Annotated in this window: 17 protein-coding genes; 9 read left to right on the plus strand and 8 right to left on the minus strand. The window is 37.3% G+C overall.

The window, feature by feature from the left end; translation table 11 throughout:
• Both G468_RS0109580 and G468_RS0109585 read left to right on the plus strand, forming a co-directional pair.
• On the plus strand, positions 1 to 244 hold a 244-nt coding region (locus G468_RS0109580), incomplete at its 5' end, for an ATP-binding protein (RefSeq protein WP_026822934.1).
• A 196-nt stretch (positions 245 to 440) separates the two neighbouring features.
• Entirely contained in the window at positions 441 to 1,022 is a 582-nt protein-coding gene (locus tag G468_RS0109585) for an LOG family protein (protein ID WP_026822935.1), read from the plus strand.
• An 84-nt stretch (positions 1,023 to 1,106) separates the two neighbouring features.
• Here the strand turns inward: G468_RS0109585 and moeB are convergent, their stop codons facing one another.
• Positions 1,107 to 1,868: a molybdopterin-synthase adenylyltransferase MoeB gene (moeB, locus tag G468_RS0109590; RefSeq protein WP_026822936.1), complete on the minus strand. Its 762-nt coding sequence runs from the start codon at positions 1,866 to 1,868 to the stop codon at positions 1,107 to 1,109.
• 2 nt (positions 1,869 to 1,870) lie between these two features.
• On the minus strand, positions 1,871 to 3,112 hold the full coding sequence (moeA, locus tag G468_RS0109595) for a molybdopterin molybdotransferase MoeA (RefSeq protein WP_026822937.1): 1,242 nt from the start codon (positions 3,110 to 3,112) through the stop codon (positions 1,871 to 1,873).
• Between the two features lie 242 nt (positions 3,113 to 3,354).
• On the opposite strand from moeA, the gene G468_RS0109600 reads away from it, so the two are divergent.
• The 5 genes from G468_RS0109600 (at position 3,355) to folE (ending at position 8,134) form a co-directional block, all read left to right on the plus strand.
• Entirely contained in the window at positions 3,355 to 3,720 is a 366-nt protein-coding gene (locus tag G468_RS0109600) for a hypothetical protein (RefSeq protein ID WP_026822938.1), read from the plus strand.
• Between the two features lie 48 nt (positions 3,721 to 3,768).
• Entirely contained in the window at positions 3,769 to 5,790 is a 2,022-nt protein-coding gene (locus tag G468_RS0109605; protein ID WP_026822939.1) for a protein-disulfide reductase DsbD family protein, read from the plus strand.
• A complete protein-coding gene (locus G468_RS0109610; RefSeq protein WP_026822940.1) occupies positions 5,787 to 6,509 on the plus strand; it encodes a DsbA family protein in 723 nt (240 codons plus the stop codon). The genes G468_RS0109605 and G468_RS0109610 overlap by 4 nt, the downstream gene beginning before the upstream one ends.
• Positions 6,506 to 7,015, plus strand: coding sequence for a protein disulfide oxidoreductase (locus G468_RS0109615; RefSeq protein WP_026822941.1), 510 nt, complete (start codon positions 6,506 to 6,508; stop codon positions 7,013 to 7,015). The genes G468_RS0109610 and G468_RS0109615 overlap by 4 nt, the downstream gene beginning before the upstream one ends.
• Before the next feature lie 450 nt (positions 7,016 to 7,465).
• Positions 7,466 to 8,134 (plus strand): GTP cyclohydrolase I FolE, encoded by a 669-nt coding sequence (gene folE, locus G468_RS0109620; protein WP_026822942.1) that lies wholly within the window; start codon positions 7,466 to 7,468, stop codon positions 8,132 to 8,134.
• A 245-nt stretch (positions 8,135 to 8,379) separates the two neighbouring features.
• Here the strand turns inward: folE and G468_RS23410 are convergent, their stop codons facing one another.
• The 6 genes from G468_RS23410 to metG all read right to left on the minus strand — a co-directional run bounded on the left by G468_RS23410 (position 8,380) and on the right by metG (position 14,594).
• Entirely contained in the window at positions 8,380 to 8,871 is a 492-nt protein-coding gene (locus tag G468_RS23410; RefSeq protein WP_051297031.1) for a sulfatase-like hydrolase/transferase, read from the minus strand.
• Positions 8,872 to 8,885: 14 nt separating this feature from the next.
• Complete coding sequence (locus G468_RS20415) at positions 8,886 to 9,941, minus strand: sulfatase-like hydrolase/transferase (protein ID WP_051297032.1); 1,056 nt, start codon at positions 9,939 to 9,941, stop codon at positions 8,886 to 8,888.
• Positions 9,942 to 10,236: 295 nt separating this feature from the next.
• Entirely contained in the window at positions 10,237 to 10,932 is a 696-nt protein-coding gene (sanA, locus tag G468_RS0109635) for an outer membrane permeability protein SanA (protein WP_026822944.1), read from the minus strand.
• 343 nt (positions 10,933 to 11,275) lie between these two features.
• A complete protein-coding gene (locus tag G468_RS0109640; RefSeq protein WP_026822945.1) occupies positions 11,276 to 11,971 on the minus strand; it encodes a CidB/LrgB family autolysis modulator in 696 nt (231 codons plus the stop codon).
• A gap of 41 nt (positions 11,972 to 12,012) precedes the next feature.
• Positions 12,013 to 12,432, minus strand: a complete 420-nt coding sequence (locus G468_RS0109645) for a CidA/LrgA family protein (protein WP_135677614.1) — start codon at positions 12,430 to 12,432, stop codon at positions 12,013 to 12,015.
• Between the two features lie 134 nt (positions 12,433 to 12,566).
• Positions 12,567 to 14,594 (minus strand): methionine--tRNA ligase, encoded by a 2,028-nt coding sequence (gene metG, locus G468_RS0109650; RefSeq protein WP_026822947.1) that lies wholly within the window; start codon positions 14,592 to 14,594, stop codon positions 12,567 to 12,569.
• A gap of 216 nt (positions 14,595 to 14,810) precedes the next feature.
• Here metG and apbC point away from each other — a divergent pair, with 216 nt between their 5' ends.
• The gene (apbC, locus tag G468_RS0109655; protein ID WP_026822948.1) at positions 14,811 to 15,923 is read left to right on the plus strand and encodes an iron-sulfur cluster carrier protein ApbC; all 1,113 of its coding nucleotides are present in this window, start codon (positions 14,811 to 14,813) and stop codon (positions 15,921 to 15,923) included.
• A gap of 187 nt (positions 15,924 to 16,110) precedes the next feature.
• A complete protein-coding gene (gene udk, locus G468_RS0109660) occupies positions 16,111 to 16,752 on the plus strand; it encodes a uridine kinase (RefSeq protein ID WP_026822949.1) in 642 nt (213 codons plus the stop codon).
• The last annotated feature ends 13 nt before the right edge of the window (positions 16,753 to 16,765 follow it).

Raw genomic sequence — 16,765 nt, forward strand, 5'->3', positions numbered from 1 at the left:
CCTGCCGTTTGGGCGAGAAGAAGCAAACCTGTTTTTCAATGTGATTGCCAAGCGTTATGAGCATGGCAGTGTCATATTGACGAGTAACCTATCATTTGGGCAATGGCCAAGTGCTTTTGCTGATGACGCAACATTAACTGCCGCTATGCTTGATCGTTTACTTCATCATTCGCATGTACTGCAATTAAGCGGTGAAAGCTACCGATTGAAAGATAAGCGGCGCTCAGGAGCAATAACTGAGTAAAACAGTGGATCAATTTTGATTGATCGGATTTAGATAAAAAGTGGATCAGTTTTCGGTGATCGTTGACAATAGGATAGTCACTATAATAAATGTTAATTTAAAAAAAGAAATCACATGAAAAGTATTTATGCGTTTGTTAAATTTAATTAATGTCTGCTGGGGCTGGAACTAGTGAATTTAAGTTAAGGAGGATAATGTGGGAAAGATAAAGAGTGTAACGGTTTATTGTGGCTCTAGTGTAGGAGCCAGTGGTATCTATCAGCAGCAGGCTGTGGCATTAGCATCCGAGCTGGTTAACAGAAAAATAACGCTGGTTTATGGCGGTGGCCGCGTTGGTATTATGGGCGTTTTAGCCAATTCGATATTGGAACAAGGTGGTCAAGTTATTGGCGTAATGCCTAAATTATTAGTTGAACGTGAGATTTCTCATACTGGACTGACTAAAAGCTATATTGTCGATACTATGCATCAACGTAAGCAGAAAATGATTGATTTGGCTGATGGATTCATTGCGCTACCAGGGGGATTTGGTACCCTGGAGGAATTTAGTGAAGTGTTTACTTGGGGTCAAATTGGCTTACATGCGAAACCTTGTGGATTATTAAATGTTAATAATTATTGGACACCCTTAGTGGCTATGATAGAAAAAATGGCTGATGAAAAGTTCTTACAAGAAAAATATCGCCATATGGCGATTGTTGATGATAATCCGGCCAATTTACTTGATCGTTTTTTGCACTACACAGCACCATCAGTAAAAACTTATGATGAACTATAACTGTGCTATGTTTCACTTAGTTAGCATTAACAAACATAGAGGGTGACAAAGTGCTATGCTGCGCTCACGGCGATAAATATTAGCCTATTTTTGGCTGGGCTGACAGATTTCACAATTAGGATCAGGCATTAAATTAATGGTGCGAAATTCTGTTAACATAGCATCATAAAATAGCACTTTCCCGCTGTTGATTTGACCATAGTTAGTGAGCAATTTTAGTGTTTCCATCGCTTGCAGGCTACCAATAATACCAACCAGTGGAGACATAACGCCGGTTTCGATGCAGGAGAGATTATTTTCACCAAATAAACGACTTAAACAGTGATAGCAGGGGGTATTATCTTGATAAGTTAATACCACCAGTTGTCCTTCCATGCGAATAGCGGCGCCGGAGACGAGTGGGCGCTTTAGCGTTAAGCATAGGCGATTAAGCTGCTCGCGAATTGCCACATTATCCGTACAATCGACAATCACATTTTGCTGCTTAATTAAAATATTAAGTTCATGTTCTGTTAATTTTTTATCAATGGTAGAAATTTTTATATACGGATTAATGTTAAGTAAGGTGGTTTTGGCCGAGTCAACCTTTGCACTACCAATAGATTGGTCGTTATATAGGATTTGCCGTGGTAAATTTGATAGGGAGATCGTATCAAAATCAAGCAGTGTCAGTTGGCCAACGCCTGCGGCGGCTAAATATTGAGCAGCGGCGCAACCTAACCCACCCACTCCGACAATCAATACTTTCGCTGCTTTTAATTTTTCTTGTCCGTCAAAATCGAAGTTTTGTAAAATAATTTGGCGATTATAACGCAGTATTTCTTGGTCAGATAATTCGATAGCCATACTTATTCACTTATTAATAAATAATTAAAATACTCAATATCAACTAATTCACCTGCGTTAACCTGGCCACGATTTTGCGCTAAAACGATAAAACAGTTACTTTGGTTAAAAGAACTCAAAATGTGTGAACCTTGTTGTGCCATTGGTGTTACTTCTAAATCTCCTTGAGTATTTACTTTGGCAATTCCGCGTTGAAACTCAAGACGCCCAGGTGATGTTTTTATCAAGCTGGTGGCGCGCGCTTTCAAATAGGGGGTGCTTTGCCATTGAGTAAAGGCGCACAGGTGATTAATAATCGGCTGTACTAGTTGATAAAAGGTAACTATAGCGGAAACAGTATTACCAGGTAAGCCACAAAACCAGGCAGATTTTAGTTTACCAAAGGCAAATGGTTTACCGGGTTTTATTGCCAGTTGCCAGAAATTGATGCTACCTATTTCATCAAGAATCTGCTTGGTATAATCAGCTTCACCCACCGACACACCGCCGCTACTAATAACCAGATCAGCTTGTTGATCCGCTTGCTTAAATGCTTGATAGAGTTTGTCAGGATCATCAGCAATAATATCTAAATCAATCACTTGGCAGTTCATTTTTTCCAACATCAAGCGTATTGCCAGCCGATTAGTATCATAAATTTGACCAGCAGCTAGTGGCTGACCAATAGTTTGTAGTTCATCGCCGGTAGAGAAAATAGCCACTTTCAACTGGCGAAAAACTTCAATTTCACTTATTCCCAATGACGCGATAAGAGATACCTGAGTTGCGGAAAGTTTTGTTCCAATGGGCAATACGCTATCACCTTGTCGAATATCTTCGCCGGTGAAACGAATATTTGTGCCTGGTTTTATTGGTTGTGTGAAGCTGATGGCATTATTAGCTAACAGGGTGTTTTCTTGCATGATGACCGTATCAACGTCAATGGGAATCGGCGCTCCAGTCATAATGCGGATACAAGATTTTGCTGGCAGCGGTTCGCGAAAAGGAGAACCAGCCAATGCTTTACCCGCAATAACCAACGGAGTTGCGTCATGCCAATCATTAAAGCGTATTGCATAACCATCCATGGCTGAATTATCAAATGGAGGGACATTAATGGGCGATATAATTTCTGTGGCAGTTATGCGGTTAATCGATTCTGTTAATGGGATAATTTCTTTTTCTGCCATTGGGGTAGTTAGGGTAAAGATAATATTTAATGCTTCCTTCAACGATAATAATTCGCCGGTATGATAATGCTCCATATTTTGCTCCCAAAAAGACTACCATTTTGACTGATATTGGCATAATTTTGCCAAATATTTTCAGCGTATTATGCCAATAATCTCGCTTATTGACAAAGTAGATAACTTCTTTGTCGCCTGTTTATGGATTAATTTAATTTAACTATCAAGGCTGATAAAATAATTACGTCGGTTTAGCTAGTCTGGGGTTGTACAATTTATTGTCAATGCTAGAATAAACATTCGTTTTTATCGAGGTTAGCATGAGAAAAATGCAGCAACTGTCAAAATGGTTTCTCGCCTTGGCATACCTAATCGTGATGATTTGTATGGTTAGTCGTATTGCTATGGGGCAGTTGATATTTTCTCCGGTAACTAGCGGGCAGGCCTCCGTTTTTGCAGAGGATCATCAGGATGATATCGATAATTCGCTGACTCCTTGTGAGTTGAGTACTAAATCCTTAGTGAGTATCCCACCGGTGATCACAGAAGCGCTACTACTAATTTTTAGTGTGTTATTAGCGTTACTGGTATTTATCCCACGCTTTGCTGTCCTACTCTCTTTTACTATTCCACTTTCATCTCCTCGACTTCGTATTCATTTACGACTCTGTAATTTCCGGGAATGAATACTGACAAGTTTATTACTTAGTCATTTTCATTTTCGGAGATAAAATATGCTAAATTTTTTTCGTAATAGCCTGCTGGCATTGCTTATGCTATGGTTGCCAGTTACTTTTGCAGCCGACACCGGTTGGCTTAAAAACTTACAAAATAGTCATGCTGAAGTTCGTTTACGCGCTGACAATAACGCAGCTGATGTTACGCGCCTTTTACTTGATATCCGTTTACAAGAGGGTTGGAAAACTTACTGGCGAACACCGGGAGAGGGGGGAATTGCGCCGAAAATCACCTGGCAAGATAATTCAATTGCGGCAAAATGGTTTTGGCCAACCCCACAACGCTTTGATGTTTCTGGCATCAGTACTCAAGGCTATCATGAGGGTGTTAGCCTGCCGATCCAGTTAACAGCAAAACCTGACTCACTGCTAAGTGGCACCTTGACATTGTCAACCTGCAGCAACGTCTGTATTCTAACCGATTATCCTTTCACTTTAGATCTACAACAACCCACTGATGCAAACTTTGCCCATAATTACGCTACCGCAATGGGTAAAGTCCCACAAGAAAACGCATTACTAGCAAAGTTAACAGCAGGTTATCGCAGCGGTGTAGTGCAGGTACTGGCTGAACGAGTCGCTAGCTGGCATGCACCAGCAGTTTTTGTCGATATGCCAGATGGAGCCAGCCTTGGTAAGCCAGTTTTGCAACTACAAGGACAACGTTTGCAGATCACTTTACCTGCGACTGATGAGTGGGGCGATGTTGCACCAGATTTGACGGGTAAAACTTTGTCGTTAGTGATAGAGGATGAAGGTATTGCTCAGCAAAGCACGGTCACCATTGGCGCGCCACTAGCATCTGATCACTTACAAATGCCACTATGGCAGATTGTGTTATTCGCCATCGCAGGCGGTTTGATCCTTAATTTTATGCCATGTGTTTTACCAGTGTTAGGTCTCAAACTTAGTACTATTTTACAGCTGCAACAGCGTGATCGTCGCAGTGTAAGATTACAATTTTTGGCTTCAAGCGGCGGTATTATTATCTCTTTTATGGCGCTTGCGTTGTTGATGACGATTTTACGGCTAACCAATCAAGCAATAGGCTGGGGTATTCAGTTTCAAAATCCGTGGTTTATCGCTTTATTGGTAATAGTCACTCTGCTATTTAGTGCAAATCTCTTGGGACTGTTTTATTTCCGCTTACCCACTAATTTTAATACACGATTAGCCAACTTGCAGGCTGATGGGTTAATGAACCATTTCTTACACGGTGCATTTGCGACGCTACTAGCAACACCGTGTTCAGCTCCTTTTCTTGGTACTGCGATTGCTGTTGCACTGGTAGCACCATTACCGCAATTATGGGGACTATTTATCGCAATGAGCATGGGTATGAGTTTACCTTGGTTATTAATTGCGGTGAGACCTACGCTAGCTTTCCGGCTACCTCGACCTGGCCGTTGGATGAATAAATTGCGTCTAGGGCTGGCTGCTATGATGCTGGCATCCTGTCTCTGGTTACTTAGTTTGCTCACTCCATTTATCGGTACAAGTTGGACACTGTTTTTGGGCTTTTTAATACTAGCGGCTTTACTGTTCAGTTGTGCACGTCATTATTCATTACGTTGGGCAATTACTGTGGGTGGAAGTGCTGCGCTAGCTATTGGGTTAGTTACGCTTACTTTACACTACAGCAAGCAATCACTGAAAGATGAGATCCGGTGGCAACCATTAACCGAAGCAGCAATTAACCAGGCACTAGCGGCAAATAAACGGGTATTCATCGATGTAACGGCTGACTGGTGCGTTACTTGTAAAGCTAACAAATTTAATGTGTTGCTACGTAGTGATGTGCAAAAAGCTCTACAGGCTGAAGATGTGGTCGCATTGCGTGGTGACTGGACTCAGCCGTCAGACACCATTAATCAATTTTTACAAAAACGCGGTATGCTGGCGGTTCCCTTTAACCAGATTTATGGCCCTGGATTGACGCAGGGGAAAATTCTATCGCCGTTGTTGAATAAAGATGACTTATTGCAAATTTTGCAGCAGGCAAAAGGAGATGCAAGATGAAAAAATTCATTTTGTTGCTATTACTAATGACGACGCCATTATTAGCTAATAATCACCTGTTTACATTAGAACAGAAAGCTTTTTTGCAAGAACAGATCCGCGAAACATTAATTAATAATCCGGAAATACTGGTACAAGCGGCTAATGCTTATCGTGAACAGCGACAACAACAAAGTCAGCAACAGTTGGAAAAAATAGTTAAACAAAACCAAAATAGGCTATTTAACGATCCGAATAGCCCACGTCTTGGCGCCGCTGATGCGAAATTAGTGATGGTTTATTTTACTGATTATAACTGTTCTTTTTGTAAACAATTTGATCCGTTACTGATAAAAATTGTCCAGTCTCAACCGCAAGTTGCTTTGATTATCAAACCACTACCGTTTCGAGCGCAAAGTTCAGTGACAGCTGCGCGCAGTGCGCTTTCCTTGTGGAAACAGGATAGGGAAAAGTTTTGGTTGCTACACCATCGTCTGATGGCCAAGAAAGGTTATCATGATGACGCCAGTATCAAAGCAGCAGAGCAAAAAATTGGTATTAATTTAATGCAGTTTGATAGCCAAACGCTGGATACCATTAACGACAATTTGGCGCTAGCACAACAGCTCGACGTGCAAGGTACGCCAGCTACATTGATTGGCTCTCAAGTGCTGAGTGGCGCGGTGAGTTATGAACAGTTGCAAAGGATAGTTAAAACAGAATTGGAAAAACTTAAATGACAAATAAATTTTATCGTTGGTTGCGTGAGGGGCTGTTTTTTTTGTTGATCCTAGTCATTTTTATTCTATTACTGGATAATTTCCGTGCTCCTCAAGCGCCCTATAATTTTGCTAATGACACCGTAATAACGCTAGCGGAAAAACAAGTAACATTGGCAGAGTTAAGTGCCAAACAACCACTATTGCTCTATTTTTGGGCTAGCAGGTGTGGCATTTGTCGTTTTACCAGCCCAAAAATAGCGGACTATGCGGCTAACGGTGGTAATGTATTAACCGTCGCCTTTCGTTCAGGTGATGACGCTAAAGTACAGCATTATTTGAGGAAAAAGCACTTTATGATGCCAACGGTTAATGATCCAACCGGTGCCCATGCTGCTCAATGGAACATTAGTGTAACGCCAACTTTTGTCATTATTTATAAAGGCAAAGTGGTTAGTACCACTACCGGCTGGAGTAGTTTAATCGGTTTGAAGTTTCGTCTTTGGTGGAGTAATTATATGAATTAAATAAATTGCTATCTAATGATGAAATCTATTTTAGTTGGCAAAATAATTGACTTAACAACTGTTGATTAATCAACAGTTGTTTAATTAACGCTATTTTTAGTGAATAACAAATCAAATAAGTTAACGAACACAATAACAGCTATTTTTGTCTGTTATATTACAGCAATAGATTTTTCTGGTTAAAACTCACATATGTTATAACAAAAAATTTAATCGCCGTTTTGTGAGTTTAAAATGAGGATATAGTCAGTAAATTGATTATTTAGCGTAAATATAATAGATAATTTTCTATAGATGGATAGCAAAAAAGGATAAATAATGACTCTGATATGAAAAATTAGCGCGATATAAAAAATATTTTGTTAGGATAGGTTATTGTAATGGAATAATGTTATCCATTGCTTGAATATGTAGTTGGATATATGTTGAATTTTATTGTTGGAGAAATGCATGTCATCGCTAAGTCAAGAAGCGCATCTTGTTCGTAAAGCACTCGAAGCTCGTGGTCTTGAAACCCCACTTTGCGGCCAATCTCTTTCCTCAAATGAGCGTAAACAACAGATTGAACTGCACATGGGTGAAATTATGCGTTTACTTAATCTGGATCTTAGCGATGATAGCTTAGCGGAAACACCGAAGCGCGTTGCTAAAATGTATGTTGACGAAATTTTCTCTGGGCTCGATTATAATAACTTCCCTAAAATTACCTTAATCGAAAACAAAATGGATTTTGACGAAATGGTGACGGTTCGTGATATCACTTTAACCAGTATCTGTGAGCACCATTTTGTTACCATCGATGGTAAGGCGACAGTGGCCTATATTCCAAAGGAAAAAGTGGTTGGTTTATCTAAGATTAATCGTATTGTTCAATTCTTTTCTCAACGGCCACAAGTTCAGGAGCGTTTAACCCAACAGATTTTAATTGCGCTCCAAACTTTATTAGGCACAGCTAATGTTGCTGTTTCGATTGATGCCGTTCACTATTGTGTTAAAGCCAGAGGCGTTCGTGATGTAAGCAGCAGCACAATGACAACCTCGCTAGGTGGCTTATTTAAATCTAGTCAAAATACCCGTCAGGAGTTTTTACGTAACATTTCTCGCCTGCGTAATTACTAACTAATGTTTGTTATAACAGCCAAATAGCAGCGGATTGAGCAAATTGATCTGCTGCGCGAAAGCGCTATTTTTTTGCTATTTTATTGGTAAATATTTTTGGCGTTGCGCTATCTCAATAAGCATATGTGAATCCAATTTAAAATGTAGTGCTTTTATAACGTAAAATTAAATAATATTGATATCGTAATCGTTCCAGCTATTGACTGGATAGCAAAGTCCCAATACTAAAAGGGAAAACTCCTTGCTTAAATACTTTTTTCTATGGGGAACTCAAGGTAGTTTATTACCTTATTATGAAAGTTAATAATATTGTTTTGATTTTCACATTTATCATTAGAGATTATATGACATTTTTTATCGATAATTTTATCATCAATACCAGTCCATTCTGAAAATAAACTCATAAAACTAAGGGCACTTCTTTTTTCTTTAATATATATTTTTTCTTTGGAATCATAAGACGTAATAAAAAATGGAATTTCATAGTTTTGTCTATAACTACTCCCATGCATAATTCTTAATTGTTGAATATCATTTCTATTCGCATAAGAAAGCCCATGATCAGAAAAATACATCATAGACCATTTTGTTTTTGTTAGTGAAAGTTCATTATATATTTTCGATAGCAAGTTATCTGTTTCTTTTATACTTTGTATATAACATGAAACATCTTTACTTTTATAAAAAATTTCATAATAGTCGTTTGTTCTATTACAAGCAGGAGGATGACTTCCCATTAAATGAATAATTATCAACTTATTTTTTTATTGTCATTTATTGCTGTTTTAATAAATGGCAATAAACCAGTGTCATTAGAAGAATTATTACTATTATCATAATCACCCTTTTTCAAAAAGTGATATTTGTTGGCCTTTTTACCCATAGATGCGATTGGAGTATCAAATATTCCTAATGCTCCTTGATTTGATAACCAATAAGTACTAAATCCAGCTTTATTTGCTAATGATACAATATTATTTGATAAATTTCCTTTTATTGCTATTGTATTGCTTAATGAGATATTAGTCGATGCGCCTGCTGATATATAATTAGTAAAAAATATACCATTAATTGAATTCATAAATGGGGTATTATTGATATGAAAACCGTAAAAATGCATTAAATCACGTCTGGCACTCTCACCAATCACCATAACATAAGTATTATATTTATTTTTACTATTCACAGGATTAAAATCATCTTTTTGATATATCAATTTTTCTAATTTACTGTTTTCTTTATTTAGCTCAATTAGAGAGTAATAAAATTCTTTAATAAATTTTATTTCTGGATAGCCACTATTTAATAGGTTAATGCTACTTTCTTTTCTATAATCTTTAATTGGAGTGGATAATAATATCACAAAAAAAATAATGAATGATATTGATGATAAATATTTTATTTTCTTAATTTTTAATCGTGAACAAAAAATTCCCAAAAATAAAATTAATAAAGAAAATAAATAATAGTAATAAGGAATTAATGATAAAAATCCGATAGCTTCGTCTTTATTTGTATAAAATAAAGATGCTAATATATTAAATGATGGAGGGCCATATAGAATAGCAATAGGTAAGTATATCGTTGAAATAATTGTAAATATCCAGACAAAAGAAATGTATAAAAATTTAACTCTATTTATAAAAACTAAAAAAGCTACAACACCAATTGTATAAATAAATTTTGCTTGATAGCCTAATCCACAATGTATAAAAGAAAAGGTAATAAAAAGTAAAATAATTTTTGGTAAAAAGTATTCATTATTAGCTATTTTATTTTTTATAAAATGTTTTATCAATTTTTTCATATGAAAATTTAGGTTATAGGATGATGATTATATCTAATAAGTTTTCCAAAATTTGCCAACTCGGCTTTATAATATTTCCATCTTGAGCCTGACTCTGGGCTCTTTTTCCTTTTGTGTACGGCAATGAGTATAATCCTAATTTCCTCTTAATAACAAATTTATGTTCACCGATTTCATTTGTTCGTTGGCCCAGATACAACAATAACATGACCCAATTTGAGTAAATGATTTGAATATAAATATGTATATTAAATTATTTAAATCATAACAAATGGGCTAATTGAGCTGGCTACTATTATTTGAGTTCTTCAGGTAAAACGGCAGGATATCCTTTGATTCCATCAGGCATTTTTATCGGTGCAGGAATGGATTCTTGTTGACCTAAAAACCGGGGTTCACTTTTTAATATATAGAGATCAATCAGAGCATTAATACGGGCAAAAACCTCGCGCAAACGAACTTTAATGATTTTTTTTGGTGAAGAAACGGCATAGCACTGTGCATCTATCCCTTTTTTCATGGCGATAAATAGTGCCCTTTCACAATGAAAACGTTGGGTAATAATAGTAAAGTTATTGGTGGCAAACACTTGACGAGTTCGGATAACAGAATCTAGTGTTCGAAAGCCGGCAAAATCCAATACAATTTTTGCTGCCGGTATACCCGCTGCGATTAGATCTCTACGCATGGTGATCGGTTCATTGTAATTATAATGTGCATTATCACCACTAACGAGCAAGTATTTTATTTTGCCACTATTGTAAGCATTGATGGCGCCTTGAATTCGATACTTATAGTACTCATTAGGTGAGCCGGTAGAATAAAATTTTGACGTGCCTAAAATCATGCCAACGCTTCGAGGTGGCAGTTTTTTTACATCATCATAGATATAATCAGCAGTTTTCCAGCTAATCCACCGATCGAATGTTAAAATGGCAACGATTGCTGTTACTATAATGGTCAGTAAGCTATAAATAAGGAATTTCCTCATCATCTATGCCTGTGATTACATAATAGCGAAAGAGAGCTCAACTAGGACTATTTTACTTATTAACATACGCCTCTCTTATCAATTTAACCGCTTATTGTTAGATAAGACTTATAATACTCAGAAGGGGGTAAGTTTGTAAATACGATATTTAGATAAGCAGAAATTACCGGTAATAACTTGACCTAACACATTGTCAAAGCTCGCTGTGGCTATTGGTTAGCTTTGATCTAAATTTATAAACCCTAAAATTAGCACCTGCTAGTGGAATTAGATTTTCTACAGATAAAAATATAGAACGGTTTATTGTTTTGCTGAGTCATTTTTATAGTTTATAGATGATGGCTTAATGTAATAATTGAATTAGTAAAGGAAAAATAAAAGGGGCAATTAATGAAGTAATGATGCCACACGTCATCAATGCGAGAGAACTATATGCACCTTCAATGTAGTCTATCTCGGCGCTGCGCGCCGTACCTACTGCATGTGAAGCCGCTCCCATCGCTAATCCTCGAGCGATAGGGTTTTTTATCTGCAAGAAATTAAACAGTAACTGCCCAAACATAGCGCCAAAAATACCAACTAAGATTACACAAGCGGCACTAATGGCAGGCACGCCGCCAATAGCCTCTGATACAGCCATAGCTATGGGTGTCGTCACTGATTTTGGTAATATGGAAGCGGCCATTTCGACGGTTGCACCTGTCCATAAGGCAATAGTGGTTCCGGTTATCATGGCAATCAGACTACCAATAAAACAAATGCTAATAATGGATTTCCATTGGGCACGAATTTGATGTAACTGTTCATATAATGGCAAAGCCAAGGCAACAACTGCCGGCTGTAACAAATCATTCAGAATACGGCTACCAGAGAAATAATGGTCATAAGAAGTCTGCGTTATCAATAAAACAGGAATAATGATTCCGATCGAAATTAACAAAGGATTTAAAATGATCAGTTTAAATTTTTGGAATAATTTTCTCGCTAATAAGAAAACGATAATGGTAAAAGGTAGTGACCACCAAATATGATTTAACATTATTATTACTCGTTATTTGGCCAATTTTTTTTGGCTGAATTTTATTTTTTACTCTGTTGTTTATCAGTATCCGAGGTATTGATGCTAATTTCACGATGGATATAGTGTGAGCTATAAGCAACAATAATCATAATAATCAATGTACTTACAATACAGGAAAGCAAAATAGGGATAATTTGTTGGCTAAGCGTATCATAATAATTCATTATGCCTACCCCGATAGGAATAAATAGCATTGTCATATTTTTTAGCAATAAATGGCAGCCTGGTTGTATCCATCGGACAGGTATGATTTGGATTGTTAACAAGCTAAATAAGATCAGCATGCCGATTATACTACCTGGCAGAGAAAAAGGTAGTAAAGTTGAAATTAGGTTTCCTATTATTAGGCAGAGATAAATGAGTAAAAAAGCGCGTAGATACTGCCAACTAATATAAAGGATATTTTTAGAAATCAACATAATACCAGTCCTATAACAAAACATACTGATAATACAATTAACTCACTTAATGTATTAGGTTGCTGGCATAAGTGAGATGAAAAATGGCGAGAATACTATTGTCGCCATTTTTATTTAATGTTTTTATTATTAATCTACTTTACTTGCATGCCAGGTTTGGCGCCAGCATCAGGACTTAATAGAAAAATATCTTTGTTACCAGGGCCGGCTGCTAATACCATTCCTTCGGAAACACCAAAGCGCATTTTTCTTGGCGCTAAATTAGCAACCATAATTGTTAAGCGACCTTCTAGTACTTTAGGATCTGGATAAGCCGCGCGAATACCCGAAAAAACTTGTCGGCTGCTATTACCTAAATCTAATTGTAGTTTTAGCAGCTTATCGGAACCTTCGACTAAATCAGCTTGCTTAATTAGAGCAACGCGTAAGTCTACTTTGTTAAAGTCATCAAAACTGATTACCTCTTGACTAGGATTTTCTGAATCTGTTTGATTAGTCATCGTTTGCGCCGTTATATTTTCACTAGATGCCGCTAACATTGCGGTGACATTGTGCATTTCAATTCGCTGGAATAAAGTTTTAAATGGCGTAATTTCATGATTTAGCAATGGATTGTTGATATCATCCCAGTTGAGTGAAATATTTAAAAAAGCTTCTGTCCGGCCGGTAAGTCCCGGTAATATGGGTTTTAAATAAGTCATTAGCACCCGGAATAAATTGATACCCATAGAACATATGTCATGTAAATCTTGTTCGCGATCCTCTTGTTTTGCAACTACCCAGGGGGCTTGCTCATCGATATAACGATTGGCCAGATCAGCAAGTAACATAATTTCACGAATTGCTTTATTATATTCACGTTGACAAAATTCTTGACCAATTTTGTTTGCTGCGGCAATAAATTGCTGGTAAAGCTCGGGAGCCGCAAGGCGTGATGATAACTTATTATGAAAGCGTTTATTAATGAATCCGGCATTGCGTGCTGCAAGGTTAACGACTTTATTCACAATGTCGCTATTAACCCGTTGAACAAAGTCTTCTAAGTTAAGATCAATATCATCAATGCGGGATGAAAGTTTAGCGGCATAATAGTAACGTAAACAATCAGCATCCAGCTGATCTAAATAGGCGCGCGCGGTAATAAAAGTGCCTCGTGATTTGGACATTTTTGCGCCATTAACAGTGATATAACCGTGAACGAAGATATTGGTAGGTTTACGATAACCACTGCCTTCTAATATTGCTGGCCAAAATAAACTATGGAAGTAGACAATGTCTTTGCCGATAAAGTGGTAGAGATCGGCTGTAAAATCTTGTTGCCAAAAGCTAGCAAAATCAATATCAGGTTGTTTTTCACATAGATTTTTAAATGTTCCCATATAGCCAATCGGTGCGTCTAACCAGACGTAAAAATATTTACCCGGTTCATTAGGAATTTCAAAACCAAAGTAAGGGGCATCACGAGTAATATCCCATTGCTGTAAACCTGCTTCAAACCACTCTTGCATTTTATTCGCCACTTGTGGTTGTAAAGCACCAGAGCGTGTCCAAGTTTGCAACATCTTACTAAATGCTGGTAAATCAAAGAAAAAATGCTCTGTCTCGCGCATTTCAGGTGTTGCACCAGAAATCACCGAATGGGGATTGATAAGCTCCGTTGGGTTATAAGTAGCACCACAGACTTCACAATTATCACCATATTGATCAGCAGCTTGGCATTTTGGGCAACTCCCTTTAACAAAGCGATCGGGTAGAAACATTTCCTGCTTAGGATCGTAAAGCTGCGAGATTGTTTTGCTTTGGATAAAACCGTTCTTTTTTAGTGTCAAATAAATTTGTTCAGATAATGTTTTATTTTCTACACTATGAGTTGAATGGTAATTATCATAACTGATGGCAAAGTCGGCAAGATCGTGTTGATGTTCCTGATTTACTTTACTAATCATCTCTTCAGGCGTTATACCTAATTGTTGCGCTTTTAGCATGATAGGCGTGCCGTGGGCATCATCGGCACAGATAAAGTAAACTTGTTTGCCGCGCATTCGTTGATAACGAACCCAAATATCGGCCTGAATATGCTCTAACATATGGCCAAGGTGAATTGAACCGTTAGCATAAGGTAACGCACAGGTTACCAAAAGTTTTTTCGCGACTTGAGACATAGTAAGGATTTAACTTCCATAAAATTGAACAATAATTGATGTTAACCGATTGTATTTTTTCCGGCTAGGCCTGAATATGACTAATCTAACATTATTTTATCGTAATTTTGATTGATAAGTGTCGTTTTTATTATCTATTTATCTTAATTAAATTGTTCTCTGGTATGATGCAGTGATCAATTGTTGATAATTTAATACTAAATAAAAGGAGCTGCGATGAATTCAGGATCCTTCGAACAAATAAAACCAGAACAGTTAACTCAGCAGGTCGCTGAGGTTTTGGACACATTTTCCCATCCAACACTGCAAAGTAATTTGACTACATTAAAAGCATTATATCATTGTGCGTTACTAGATGACGTTTTGCACATTGAATTAGTCATGCCTTTTGCCTGGAAAACCCCTTTTAAACTATTAATTGAACAGAAAACATCACAATTACGAAAAATAGCGGGTGCGCAAGCAGTAGAGTGGAAATTACGTCATAATATCAATACATTACGTAGAGTGAATGATTTGCCGGGTATTAATGGGGTGCGCAATATTATTGCGATTAGTTCAGGTAAAGGGGGAGTGGGTAAATCAACTACGACAGTGAATTTAGCGTTAGCATTGGCGCAAGAAGGCGCGAAGGTAGGTATTCTGGATGCAGATATTTATGGCCCCTCTATTCCGAATATGTTAGCAACTAAAAACCAGCGACCTACTTCACCTGATGGGCATCATATGGTACCTATAATGGCTTATGGGCTGGCAACTAATTCAATTGGTTATTTGGTTAATGATGACAATGCAATGATATGGCGTGGTCCAATGGCTAGTAAGGCCTTGATGCAAATGCTACAGGATACCCAATGGCCAGAATTGGATTATTTAGTGGTCGATATGCCACCGGGAACTGGTGATATACAATTAACATTATCACAGAATATACCGGTTACCGCAGCAATTGTGGTTACTACACCGCAAGATATTGCTTTGCTTGATGCGATGAAAGGCATTGCGATGTTTGACAAAGTTAAAGTACCGGTATTGGGGATTGTTGAAAATATGAGTCTACATATTTGTAGCAATTGTGGCCACATAGAGCCCATTTTTGGTTCTGGTGGTGCAGAAAAATTGGCTGAAAAATATCAGTGTAAGCTATTAGGTAAGATACCGTTACATATTTCGCTGCGTGAAGATTTAGACCAAGGTCAACCAACGGTTATTCGAGATCCAGATGGTGAATTTGCTGATATCTATCGGGAAATAGCCTCGACGATTGCTGCTCAAATGTACTGGGCAGGGGAAACCATTGCCACTGAAATTGCTTTTCGGACTATTTAAACTGATTAATCCCATGACTTATTGATTGAAAATAAATATAAGGTGATAATTATTGTTAGGTCTTGTTATAAAAATTAGCTAGACCTAATTTTAAATGCTGGAAGATACTAAAATAACCCCTTATAATTCCTGCGATCATAATATTTAATTATATTAATTCCCTTTATTCAAATTCAGGTTATTTAAAATGGCTGATACAGCACATAAGTGCGCTATTGTAGGTATATCAGGCGCTTCAGCATCAGGTAAAAGTCTTATTGCGAAAACGCTTTATCATGAATTACTTTCTCAAGTGGGTGACCATAATATTGGTGTGATTACTGAGGATTGTTACTATCGAGATCAACATGATATTCCGATGGAAGAACGAGTGAAAGTAAACTATGACCACCCAAACTCAATGGATCATGATCTGCTTTGTTATCATCTTCAATTGTTAAAGAGCGGAAAAGGCATTGATCTGCCGCAATATGATTATACTCAGCATACACGTAAGCCTGAGACCATTTTTTTTCAACCCAAAAAAGTCATTATTATTGAAGGTATTTTATTATTAACGGATAAGCGTTTACGCAAAAATATGGATTTTGCCATTTATGTTGATACACCACTGGATATTTGCTTAGTAAGAAGAATCAAACGAGATGTAAATGAACGAGGGCGAACATTAGATTCTGTTATTGAACAATATACTAAAACAGTCCGTCCAATGTTTCTTCAGTTTATTGAGCCATCAAAACAGTATGCAGATATTATTGTCCCTCGAGGTGGAAAAAATCGGGTGGCGATTGATATTCTAAAAGCTAAAATAGGGGAGTTCTGCCAGTAAATCTATAAATAGA

The organism is Arsenophonus nasoniae DSM 15247 (assembly GCF_000429565.1).
Taxonomy (GTDB): Bacteria; Pseudomonadota; Gammaproteobacteria; order Enterobacterales; family Enterobacteriaceae; genus Arsenophonus; species Arsenophonus nasoniae.

Excerpts from the sequence above, each read along its gene's own strand:
- moeB (WP_026822936.1), bottom strand. The coding sequence starts at position 1,868 with ATGGCTATCGAATTATCTGACCAAGAAATACTGCGTTATAATCGCCAA.
- moeA (WP_026822937.1), bottom strand. The coding sequence starts at position 3,112 with ATGGAGCATTATCATACCGGCGAATTATTATCGTTGAAGGAAGCATTA.
- G468_RS0109600 (WP_026822938.1), top strand. The coding sequence starts at position 3,355 with ATGAGAAAAATGCAGCAACTGTCAAAATGGTTTCTCGCCTTGGCATAC.
- G468_RS0109605 (WP_026822939.1), top strand. The coding sequence starts at position 3,769 with ATGCTAAATTTTTTTCGTAATAGCCTGCTGGCATTGCTTATGCTATGG.
- G468_RS0109610 (WP_026822940.1), top strand. The coding sequence starts at position 5,787 with ATGAAAAAATTCATTTTGTTGCTATTACTAATGACGACGCCATTATTA.
- G468_RS0109615 (WP_026822941.1), top strand. The coding sequence starts at position 6,506 with ATGACAAATAAATTTTATCGTTGGTTGCGTGAGGGGCTGTTTTTTTTG.
- folE (WP_026822942.1), top strand. The coding sequence starts at position 7,466 with ATGTCATCGCTAAGTCAAGAAGCGCATCTTGTTCGTAAAGCACTCGAA.
- G468_RS23410 (WP_051297031.1), bottom strand. The coding sequence starts at position 8,871 with ATGGGAAGTCATCCTCCTGCTTGTAATAGAACAAACGACTATTATGAA.
- G468_RS20415 (WP_051297032.1), bottom strand. The coding sequence starts at position 9,941 with ATGAAAAAATTGATAAAACATTTTATAAAAAATAAAATAGCTAATAAT.
- sanA (WP_026822944.1), bottom strand. The coding sequence starts at position 10,932 with ATGAGGAAATTCCTTATTTATAGCTTACTGACCATTATAGTAACAGCA.
- G468_RS0109640 (WP_026822945.1), bottom strand. The coding sequence starts at position 11,971 with ATGTTAAATCATATTTGGTGGTCACTACCTTTTACCATTATCGTTTTC.
- G468_RS0109645 (WP_135677614.1), bottom strand. The coding sequence starts at position 12,432 with ATGTTGATTTCTAAAAATATCCTTTATATTAGTTGGCAGTATCTACGC.
- metG (WP_026822947.1), bottom strand. The coding sequence starts at position 14,594 with ATGTCTCAAGTCGCGAAAAAACTTTTGGTAACCTGTGCGTTACCTTAT.
- apbC (WP_026822948.1), top strand. The coding sequence starts at position 14,811 with ATGAATTCAGGATCCTTCGAACAAATAAAACCAGAACAGTTAACTCAG.
- udk (WP_026822949.1), top strand. The coding sequence starts at position 16,111 with ATGGCTGATACAGCACATAAGTGCGCTATTGTAGGTATATCAGGCGCT.